The 10739-nt window shown below is 35.8% G+C and carries 10 protein-coding genes and 1 pseudogene; all 11 read left to right on the top strand.

All coding sequences use genetic code 11. From position 1 onward, the window contains the following. Positions 1 to 2240, top strand: a pseudogene (locus tag A33S_RS11645) (phage tail protein); the annotation flags it as partial. Between the two features lie 12 nt (positions 2241 to 2252). Further along, positions 2253 to 3104, top strand: a complete 852-nt coding sequence (locus tag A33S_RS0105455) for a phage tail protein (protein ID WP_009383407.1) — start codon at positions 2253 to 2255, stop codon at positions 3102 to 3104. A gap of 11 nt (positions 3105 to 3115) precedes the next feature. After that, entirely contained in the window at positions 3116 to 4099 is a 984-nt protein-coding gene (locus A33S_RS0105450) for a phage tail domain-containing protein (RefSeq protein WP_009383408.1), read from the top strand. 11 nt (positions 4100 to 4110) lie between these two features. Beyond that, entirely contained in the window at positions 4111 to 6339 is a 2229-nt protein-coding gene (locus A33S_RS0105445) for a hypothetical protein (protein ID WP_017176631.1), read from the top strand. Between the two features lie 12 nt (positions 6340 to 6351). Next, on the top strand, positions 6352 to 7425 hold the full coding sequence (locus tag A33S_RS11640) for a tail tube TT1 domain-containing protein (RefSeq protein ID WP_009383410.1): 1074 nt from the start codon (positions 6352 to 6354) through the stop codon (positions 7423 to 7425). A 59-nt stretch (positions 7426 to 7484) separates the two neighbouring features. Further along, the gene (locus tag A33S_RS0105430) at positions 7485 to 8261 is read left to right on the top strand and encodes a hypothetical protein (RefSeq protein WP_009383411.1); all 777 of its coding nucleotides are present in this window, start codon (positions 7485 to 7487) and stop codon (positions 8259 to 8261) included. 8 nt (positions 8262 to 8269) lie between these two features. Continuing rightward, positions 8270 to 8548 carry a hypothetical protein gene (locus tag A33S_RS0105425; protein WP_009383412.1) on the top strand — a complete coding sequence of 93 codons (279 nt, stop codon included), beginning with the start codon at positions 8270 to 8272 and terminating at the stop codon, positions 8546 to 8548. 66 nt (positions 8549 to 8614) lie between these two features. After that, positions 8615 to 8890, top strand: a complete 276-nt coding sequence (locus A33S_RS0105420) for a hypothetical protein (RefSeq protein WP_009383413.1) — start codon at positions 8615 to 8617, stop codon at positions 8888 to 8890. 149 nt (positions 8891 to 9039) lie between these two features. After that, complete coding sequence (locus tag A33S_RS0105415; protein WP_009383414.1) at positions 9040 to 9354, top strand: phage holin; 315 nt, start codon at positions 9040 to 9042, stop codon at positions 9352 to 9354. Continuing rightward, positions 9341 to 9496 carry a hypothetical protein gene (locus A33S_RS12200; protein WP_156093034.1) on the top strand — a complete coding sequence of 52 codons (156 nt, stop codon included), beginning with the start codon at positions 9341 to 9343 and terminating at the stop codon, positions 9494 to 9496. The genes A33S_RS0105415 and A33S_RS12200 overlap by 14 nt, the downstream gene beginning before the upstream one ends. A gap of 1 nt (position 9497) precedes the next feature. After that, complete coding sequence (locus A33S_RS0105405) at positions 9498 to 10373, top strand: SH3 domain-containing protein (RefSeq protein ID WP_017176629.1); 876 nt, start codon at positions 9498 to 9500, stop codon at positions 10371 to 10373. Positions 10374 to 10739: the final 366 nt, after the last annotated feature.

Below are 10739 nucleotides of genomic sequence, written 5' to 3'. Positions count from 1 at the left end.
TCTTTAAGATGATGGGTTCTACAGGCGTTGATATATTCAACGATATGTTATCGGCTTTAGGTAGCTTTGGTAGTGGCTTTATAGCACTATTTACGAAGCTAGCACCACTTACAAAATGGGTAGCCAAAGGTTTTAAAAACATGGGCAAGTCATTTGATGAATGGGCTGCCAGTGTAGAAGGATCTAAAGCAATACAAGATTTCACAAACTATGTTAAACGCAACTTACCTTTAATCGGCAAGATATTTTCTTCTACATTTAAAGGAATCTTTAATTTAATGAAAGCTTTTGGACCTATGAGCCACATTGTATTAAAAGGTCTAGCTAATATGGCTAAAGGCTTTGAGAAATGGTCATCTACAGTAGCTGAATCAGACGGTTTTAAAAAATTTATACAATATGTTAAACAAAATGGTCCAAAAATTATAGATATCATTGGTAACATTATAGGCATTATTATTAATGTTGGTAAGGCATTGGCACCACTAGGTTCAGTTGTATTAGATGTTGCTAAGGCTTTTTCAGAATGGTTAAAAAATGTTACTGATACTAATCCACGAGTTGCAGAACTAGTAGGCATAGGTATGGCGCTAGTCGGTATGTTTGTAGCCTTATCACCAGTTATTAGTGCCGTTGCATCAGTAGCAGGACCTTTAATTTCTATATTCGGTGCTATCCTTAAAGCTTTAGGTGGCTTCACTGGAATTGGTGGTGCTGTTATTTCAGCATTTGAAGGTATTGCAGGTGCTATTGCTGCAATATCAGGTCCAGCATGGGTAGTAATAGGTGTTATCGCTGCATTAATCGGTATATTAGTAGGCGCTTATAAATCATCTGAAAAAGTAAGAGATAGCTTTAATAGAGCGTGGAATGAAATTAAGGAAACTGTAGGTAATGCGGTAAATGAAGTTATTATTTTCGTAAAAGAATTAGGCGCAATTTTCCAAGATTACCTAGGACCAGCTATGAAAGCAATAAAAGATATTGCCAAAAGAGTTTGGGACGATATTGTACTATTTATCGAAAGAGCATGTGACATTATCGGTCCGGGCGTTAAACACACTTGGGAAAATCTCAAGACTATAACTTACGTTGTTTGGGAAGCAATCAAAATGGTTATTAAGGTTGCGCTCAATTTAATTTTAGGTATTATAACCGCTGGATTACAGCTATTGTCTGGCGATTGGCAAGGTGCATGGGAAACTATTAAGAAAATGGGCATAAATATTTGGAATGCCATTAAAGAAGGAATCGGAAATATTGCTAAGGCCTTATGGGAACGATTAGTTGATATATGGAATGGAATTGTAGAAGATACTAAGGGTATCTGGCAACCATTATCACAATATGCAAGTGATATATGGGGGCTTATAAAAACCATCATATTAAACTTAGTGGCTGGTTTAGCTCTTGCTTTAGTAGGCAAGTGGCAAGAGATCGTTAATACTGCAGCTGAATGGTTCGGTAATTTAATCGGTCGTGCTATGGAAATTTGGGGCATGATACGACAAGCTATAATAAATATTGTCGTTAATTTAGTTTTATCACTAGTTGGTAAGTGGCAAGAAATTGTTACGACCGCTCAACAATGGTGGACAAATTTAACTAACATAGCTAGACAAATATGGAACATGATTGTACAAGCTATCATAGATACTGTAGTTAACTTAGTCTTAAATCTCATAGGAAAATGGCAAGAGATTGTTACGACCGCTCAACAATGGTGGACTACTTTAACTAATGTAGCACGTAACATTTGGAACTTAATTGTTCAGACTATTATTGAAGTTGTAATGAATTTAGTTTTAAAACTAGTAGGTTGGTGGCAACAAATCACGACTACAGCTCAGGAATGGTGGACAACACTTAAAAATGTCGCGGCTACAATTTGGCAATCAATCGTCCAGACGATTATACAAAAAGTTATGGGTATCGTTACTAAATTAGTCGGTTATTGGCAACGAATCGTTAACACGGCGCAACAATGGTGGACGAACCTCCAAACTATTGCTAGTACAATTTGGGGTCTCATCGTCCAAACAATTATACAAAAGGCTATGTCCGTTATTGGTGAAATTGGTCAAGTTTGGCAACAAGTGTTACAAGTATCGCAAAACTTATGGCAATCAGCTTTAAATACTGCACGTAATATTTGGAATCAAGTCAAAAATGCCATTGTTCAAAAAGTATCAGAAGTAGTTAGTAAGGTTCAAAACGGTTGGAACCGCGTTAAATCATGAACGGCTCAAGTAATGGGCGAAGTCTTAGCAAAAATCGCAAATATATGGAGCCAAATTACAGGTAAAATCGGTCAGTTTATGGGTCGAATCGTCCAAAGAATACAAAACGGCTGGAATCGTGCTAAATCAGCAGTAGCCAATGCATTAACCCATATTCTAGGAAAAGTAGCTAATATTTGGAGTCAAATCACTGGTAAGATTGGCGAATTCATGGGTCGTATTGTTCAAAGAATACAGAATGGTTGGAATAGAGCGAGATCAGCCATTGCATCAGCTATGGGTCGTATATTATCGGTAGTCACTAACAAAATGAATTCTGTAGTTGAAAGTGTAAAAGGTGGCGTAAATCGTGCCGTATCTGCCGCACGAGGATTTATTGGCGACTTTATGAGCGCGGGTCAAGATTTAATTAATGGTTTAATTGACGGAATTAAACAAATGGCTGGCGATGCTGTAGCAGCAGCTAAAGGCGTAGTAGGTGATGCTGTAGCAGGCGCAAAATCTTTACTAGGCATTCATTCACCATCTAAAGTATTTAAGCAAATAGGTGTTTATACGATGCAAGGTATGCAAATTGGCTTAAATAAACGTGGGCGCAAAGTTGTAAAAGACACTACACGCATTGCTAACGCTATGACTGGTGCTTTTAAACCTAACCTTAATACAGCTACTAACTTTAGCGGTATGACAAACGAAATGAAACGTTTATCATCAAAAGGTTCTATAAACAATAATCACAATTACACATTGAGAACGGAACCTAATAAAACACATTTAACGGTTTCTTTAGATTTTGATGATGAAGCTATCACAGCTAAAGTTAACGGAATAAATGCACGTGATGAAGCAGTATTCACATTCTAGGAGGTGAACATGTGGACTTAAAAATAACTAAAAAAGATGGCACATCATACACATTACAAGAACATGGTTTCAATATAACCGATGTTAATATACAAGGTATTGAATTAGAAGATAATTTACAAGAAATAGACGGCTTACATGGTTATTTTGACCTAGGCGCTACTTTTAAGGGACGTGAAATAAGCGTCCCTTTTTCATTTAAGGGTGAAAATTTAACTTCATTTCCTTTGATGCGTAATTTGATTTATGAGTTAACAACGAGTACAGAACCATTCTATATACAAGAAATGAGAAGGCCACAAATTGCTCAATATACATTCAAAGATGTTGAAGCAAAAAGTAACGCTATTAGCATTGACCAATATGGCAAAGAAACGGTATATGACGACGCTCAATCTGAAAATGAAAATTCTACTGGTATACGTTACCTAGTAAGGTTAACAAGTGCAACAGAAATAACACAGAAAAATCATTCATCATATGGTTCTGGTGAATTAACTTTTTCAACGTGTGGTTTACCGTTTGGTGAAAGTATTGGTACGTCTTTAGATTTACATGATAATGGGTTGGAATATACAGATAACCCACTGTGGTCATACGGCATGGGGTTATCAAGAGACCCTAAAACGAGACAGTACAGGTTTTCTAAAGCAGAAGATAGTCAAAATGGTTCTTATTACTTCTATTACGCTGGCAATGTAGCGAACGACCAATTTAATCAATACCAAAAGATAACTTTTAAGTTTAATGAAGATTTACCACAAGGTTTCGCATGGCGTTTTAATGGCGCAAGGTTTAGTGTGTTTGACTCAACATCTATAAAAAAAGGTGATGTAGTTGAATATAACGCACCCGACATAACTAAGAATGGTTTATCAATCATTAATCACACTAACTTTGTTACACCATCTATCCAAGTTGGTTATAACGAAATTAAATTATTAACAGATTGCGACGTCAACATTGATGTTGATTGTCGTTTTTATTATTTGTAGGGGGAATTACTTTGACAAGAAAAGAGATAACAACACCTTTAGACATTAAAAATATGGATAATCACAATTCAAACTATGAAGAATTATATAATAAAATAGCTGCTACCACGCAACACATTGTAGATGACCTATGGGAAGTTATGCAAAAGGTAAATTCAATCAAATTAAAAGAACCAGTTAACAATGAATCTGATTTACCTCAAGATGAAGAGAATAACACATTAAGAATGGTTTTAAGTGAAGGCAAGGTTTATGCGTACAACAACGATGAATGGAAACCGTTCCAAGAGATTGAATTAGATCCGTACAAAACATTTAAAATCGAATTAAAACAAATTGTCGATGACTATGAAACTAAAATTAATAACTTAACTTCATCAGTCAATGAAGTAACCAACGCTACCAATGAAAGCATTGAAATGCTTGATAAAAAACGTCAAGAAGCTGAAAGTAAAATGACTGGTTACATTCAACAAATAGAAGATAAACAAAAGCAAGTTTTAGACGAATTAGAAAACTTTAGAGCAATCGACACATCAAACTGGCAAAAATCTAAAATCACTAAGGATAATGGGCGCGTTCGTGAAATCAAAGAATTAGATTTAAGTAATCCAGATTCTAGTTTAAGCGATAAAACTCAAGTGGTGTATGTATCTGATGCCTTAAATAACTTAGGGCAACCTAATGGCTTTCTTTATTATGTGGTTTTTGAACCAGATTTTAAACGAATGACATGGAAATCAGACGGCAGCAATGATGTATACGTACGTGAAAAAGTTTCTGGAAAATGGAATGAATGGACTAACCTATCAAATGACGCGATTGAGATTCCTGAAATACCTCAAAAAGATATTACAATCGAATCTAACAGTGAACGACCACCTAAGCCAGCTGATTTAGGTAATAACTACAAACTTATTCAAAAGTTAAATGCTGATGAGTTGATAGTTTATCAAGTGGGTTCAAATAGCTATTTAAGATATAAATTTAAAAAAGGTATTGGCGGTAAAGGTTACGGTGACAATTATGAACTTATGCGTTTACATCAAGTCAAACCAATGGCAGACGTGATTACTTATGTTGATGCATCAAAAACTAAAAGCGGTACTGTTACACCAACGTGGGACTTCTCAGGTCCATCGAGTATTGAGCGTTCGGTTTTAGAAAACAAAGATTACAACAAAGAAGATCGTGATGCTTCAAAAGGTTCACGAGGTTTACAAGTCTATACATTAAAACCGGGTCAATCCGTTACTTATTCTGTGAACTTAAAAAGTAATAAAGATATGAACGTTGCTTTCTTTGCACGTTCTGGATACACAAATGCCGAAACTTTTGAGGTTCTTGTAGACGGAGCTAAGGTTTTTGAAGATACGATTACACAAGCCCCTAATCATTCTTACAGACGTTTTCCATTTAAAGTAGGTGAACGTAATGGAGATAATGACATTACTATTAAAAACACCTCTTCCAAAGATGTATATTTAGGCGGTATCAATGTCTATCACTTGAATGAGTATAATGGACAAGATTTTACAGACTTTGTAGCTTACGGAATGAATGATACCGTACCTTTCATTAACAGCGCAGGTGCTAGCGATTACGCTTTTAAGAACTTAGAAAATGGCTTGCAATTTGGGTCGTATCATGGAGGCGAAGTAGTTGATGATTTCAAATTAGATTACGCTCCAGTTTATTCAACATATGGTACTGAAATGTTAGCTTACTGGTCAGCAATTGATAATGGAAAAATTTGGGCATTAAAAAATTTCTCTATGCGTCAGATTTCTACATTGATTGATCGTGCTAATATGCTCTCTGACTTTTCGTTTAATAGCAACGGAACGCTTAATATGGATTTTAGTTACAACGTAATAGACGGAAAGGAACCTGTTCTTTTTGAAAACTTTTGGACGGCATTAACTTGTGGCCATCTTGCCCTAAAACGTATATTAGTACCTAAATTAATTACGTTTGATACAGAGGCCTCTGGAAGTCACAAATATTTTAAATCTACCCGTGGTTATGCCATTCAAGGCACATTAGATACAAAACAAGAAATGCATATAAGACATAATAGATTTGATGATTTACATGTTAATTCTCCAGAGGCACAATCATTCAGTGATCAGCCACAATACTGTAAATACTATTATGCACCGATTCGACAAAATAACGATGCAAATGTGGCTCCGACAGCTCTACAATTCGGTAAATCACTTGATTTCTATGTTAGATAACGAGGTGATGAAATGGCATTAGTTTTAACCGACACACTAGGTAATACTCATATGTTAGAAGCTGTTACAGAAGAAGAAGAAAATTATAACGCTGATGGCATGTTGAAATTTAAAATAATTGAAAACGAACAAACTGAAAATTATATAAAAGATGTTAAGCAATTGTGGACTGTTCAGAATATCACTGGACAGTCTACAGGTGCTTCAGATAGACGTGAGTATGTAGTAATTCTTGTAGAACCTTCTTTATGGAAGAATAAATTGGTTATAAGTGTTACAGCAAGATTGAAACATTTTGACTTTTTAGCTACACACCGTGTTTACGATGACATTACTGGAAGTTATACGAACACAGAATTTTTTAATAAAGTTTTTGAAAACACACCATACAATTACACATTTATAAACAACGCATATGCTAAGGAATTTGAAAATTCTGGTCAAGGTGAGACTAAATTAGATATGTTTTTAAAAGGCTGTGAACGATACGGGTATGATTGGAGATATGAATATCATTCTAAACAGTTTATATTATCTTCTAAAATTGAGCGCCGACCAGCATATTATTTTAGTAATAAACTAAATGCTAACAACGTAAAATTGGAAACAGATGCTACTGGTTTTTACACGTATATTAAGGGTTTTGCTGATTACAAAGATGATGAATCAGGATATACAAAAGCTAAAATCAAACGTGAATACCCGGCTAATGCAGAAAGTCCAATGATTGATTTATTTGGTATTCGAGAAGCACCGCCTATAAAAGATGGCAGAATTAAGCACATTGAAACTTTAGATAAGAAGATGAAAGAAACAGTCGAAAACTCCCTAAAATTTAGTATTGAATTTGATTTTGTAACATTGATCAACGAATATCCGTTTGCACAAGTAGAATTGGGAGATGTAGTACCTTTTAACATAAACAAATTAGGTGTTATACGAGATTTAAGGGTAGTTGGCGTTAAAACAAAACGAGACGCTAAACACCAAGTATTGAGCGTTAAGTTAACAATTGGTGATATATCAAGAGCAAAAAGGTACAAAAAGCAACAAGCAGGCGTTACTAAGGATATTAACCTATTTTAAATGGTACTGCTAAATTGCCATATGATGTGTTACCGCCAGCTATTAAAGAGTCATCTAATATGTTGTTAAGCACGCAATCTGAAATAGGTTGGACTGAAAACGGGTTGGTTTTAACTGATAAATCTAATCCAAATTACGTAACGCTTATCAATTCATCTGGTATTGGCGTTAGTAAAGATGGTGGGCAAACTTTTGAAGAAGCTATAAGACGTGGTGCCATTAACGCCAATCTTATAACAGCTGGTGCAATGAATGCCAACTATATTAGAGCTGGTAAATTAAATGCTGACTTAGTAGAAGTTGTAGGTGCTAAAAGTAGCGTTAGATTAAATTCATCAGGTTTACACATAAAACGTGGGCAGATTGATATACAACGTCCCGATGGTGCGACTTGGGTTCAAAATGGTATACCGAAATTTAGTTTAGCGGTTCAACGTAATCAATTCATGAGCCCGGACGTCGGTTTTTCAGGTCAAAGCTACTCAATACCTTCAGCATTCTTTTTAACTTATGAGAATTTCTATGTTTTCCATGATGCGCGTTATCTTGTCGTGTCGTTCGCTTGTGGTGTTGTTGATGCCGTTTCTGCTTGGCAAAGTATCCCGATTGAGTGCCGTGTCCTTGAGTTCGGTAAGAGTAGCGGCAATGCACAAGCAAGAACAACTATAACAGCCTATCAAAATAGTTCATCAAGTTTTGGTAGCGTAACGCTTGATTTAGGCGTGCCGACATACGAGCCTAGACAATTCTATTTACAAGCACGCGTCGCAAGTCAAGAGGCCGTGAAGCACAATACGGGATATGTAAGGACCAACCGCGTACACATGAAAGGGTGATTAGATAAATGAAATGGCTATTATTTTTAGTTAAGCAAGATGACAAATACTTTATAGAACAAGCAGGTATCGGAATTGTACCTGATAAAGCTTATGATAAAGTCTTACCAACAACAGAACAAATAGCTAGACAACCTGAAAAAGTCTACTTTGATGGCGAACGACTTAGGGTGAAAACAGGCGAAACACTATATAGTATCGAGAAATTAGACGAGTTAGATAATGCTTCTATCCCTTTAGAAAATAAAGGTGCTATAGATGACGTTCAAATTTACGATGTTGATTAAGTCACTATTAAATGCTGACATTGATATGCTCAATTCAATTGCCAGAGAGAGAAAGAGGGTGGCTTCATGAATGATGAGCGATACGACACTACTAACATGCGTTTGCGGCGTCTTGAAACTAAAACTGACGAATTGAAAGAAGATATAAATAGCATCAAAGATAAACAGCAATCTCAAGAAATAGTTAATCTAAAAATGAATTACACGCTTGAACAAATTGATGATGAAAGAAAGGAACGTAGAAATACATTCGGAAAATATAAATTCGGTTTGTATACCGCCTTGCTTTCATTATTAGGTACATTCATTTGGTCGCTTATTCGCATGATTACAGGCATTTAAGGGAGGTGATAGCCATGTTATTCGCACGTTTAGCAAGAGGTGCAGATATTTGGACATGTTTCTGGTTTGGCGAATGTAAGTAATATTTAGTTAGGCGTTACTACCATGTGTAGTAGCATCTTTTTAATTTGATTAAAGGAGATAAAGCAATGAATAAAATAAATTGGAAAGTCAGATTAAAGAGAAAATCGTTTTGGGTCGCTATTATTTCGGCATTAGCTCTATTTGTGAATAACATCACAGGTGCGTTTGGTGTCGATTATTCGCAACAAGTGGAACAAAGCGTTGATATTGCTTCAAGTGTACTAATTTTATTAGCTGGTTTAGGTGTCATCATTGACCCTACTACAAAAGGGGTTAAAGATAGCGCTATTGTTCAAACTTATGAGCATCCACGTGATGATAAGAACCCACACGATCAAGTAACTTACATTAAAAACGATGGAGGTAATGAACATGAATAAATTAAATGAAACAGAAGTATTAGAAGGCATTGGGGAACTTCCACAAGAAGATATTGAGTTACAAGAAACAGAAGATAACGTAATTGACGCTTTAGAAGCAGATGAAGAGGTAGAACATGTACAATTAGAGGAGGTAGAATAATGTGGCTTACAAAATTGTAAATATGTGGACACCGCAGTCCTTATACGCGTTTAAATGCCCTTATGCCATGCAGCCAACGATGATTGCGGTTCATAACACAGGAAATAGCGCATCAGCACGTAATGAAGTTGCTTATATGAACAGTAATAGCAATTATGTATCGTTCCACGTTGCAATTGACGATAAAGAAGCAGTACAGGCCATCCCGTTTAGTCGTAACGCGTTTCACACAGGCGATGGTACGGCAATTGGTAGTGGGAACCGTAACGCGATCGGTATTGAAATTTGTTATTCATTAGACAACGGTTACGGTGGGCAAAAATCAGACCGTTATATTCAAGCAGAAAAGAACGCCGCTTTATATATTGCTTATGTATTACATGTTTACGGTTGGGGTACTGATCGTATGCACCCGCACCACTGGTACAGTGGCAAAGACTGCCCACACAAAATGCGTGCAACTGGAACGTATAATGATTTCGTTGTAATGGTTGAAGATTACCTAACAGACATTAAAGCAGGTAATAAACCAACTGTTAACACTAAAAAGTACAAGAAACAACCAGTCAAGAAGAAAGCGCCTCAAGGTTTCCAACGTAACAAATACGGCACATTATGGAAAAACCACCGCGGAACGTTTAAAAATGGTAACCAATCTATCCAAGCAAGATATGTTGGACCGTTCTTATTAACTAATAATAAGGCAGGTCGTTTACCAACGGGAGCAGTTATTGAATACGATGAAATTTTATTCCAAGATGGTTATAAATGGATTGGTTACACGGGTTACGATGGTAAGCGTATCTATTTACCAGTTGGAACATGGAACGGTAACAGTGAATTAAAAGTTAGCGAATTATGGGGGACTATGTTATAGTTCAAATATCTTTCCCCATAAGAGATCATACTCGACATCATAATATTTTTTGTCGTTGGGCAGGCGTTTACATGCGTTTGCCCGTTTTTTTTAGGAGTATTCAAATTAAAGAGTTGACTCATCCATTTTACTATGATAGTTTGATAAAAGTCCCCACAGTATTTATATTAATTACAAAATAAAAAGGTATAATATTGCCAATTTTTAAAAAAATGTGATAAGTTATATTCATACCCTTGAAACACTGGTTTTAGTTATCATGCCCAAAATCCTTTTACGGACATACGCTTTATTGCGTTTGTTCGTTTTTGATTTTAAGTTAATTATGGTATGTTAACGTACTTATCAAATGTTTGTTGAAATTTT

The organism is Staphylococcus massiliensis CCUG 55927 (assembly GCF_000298075.1).
Classification (GTDB): Bacteria; Bacillota; Bacilli; order Staphylococcales; family Staphylococcaceae; genus Staphylococcus; species Staphylococcus massiliensis.
The sequence above is the reverse complement of the archived record's forward strand: the minus strand, read 5'-3'. Positions and strand labels throughout refer to the sequence as shown.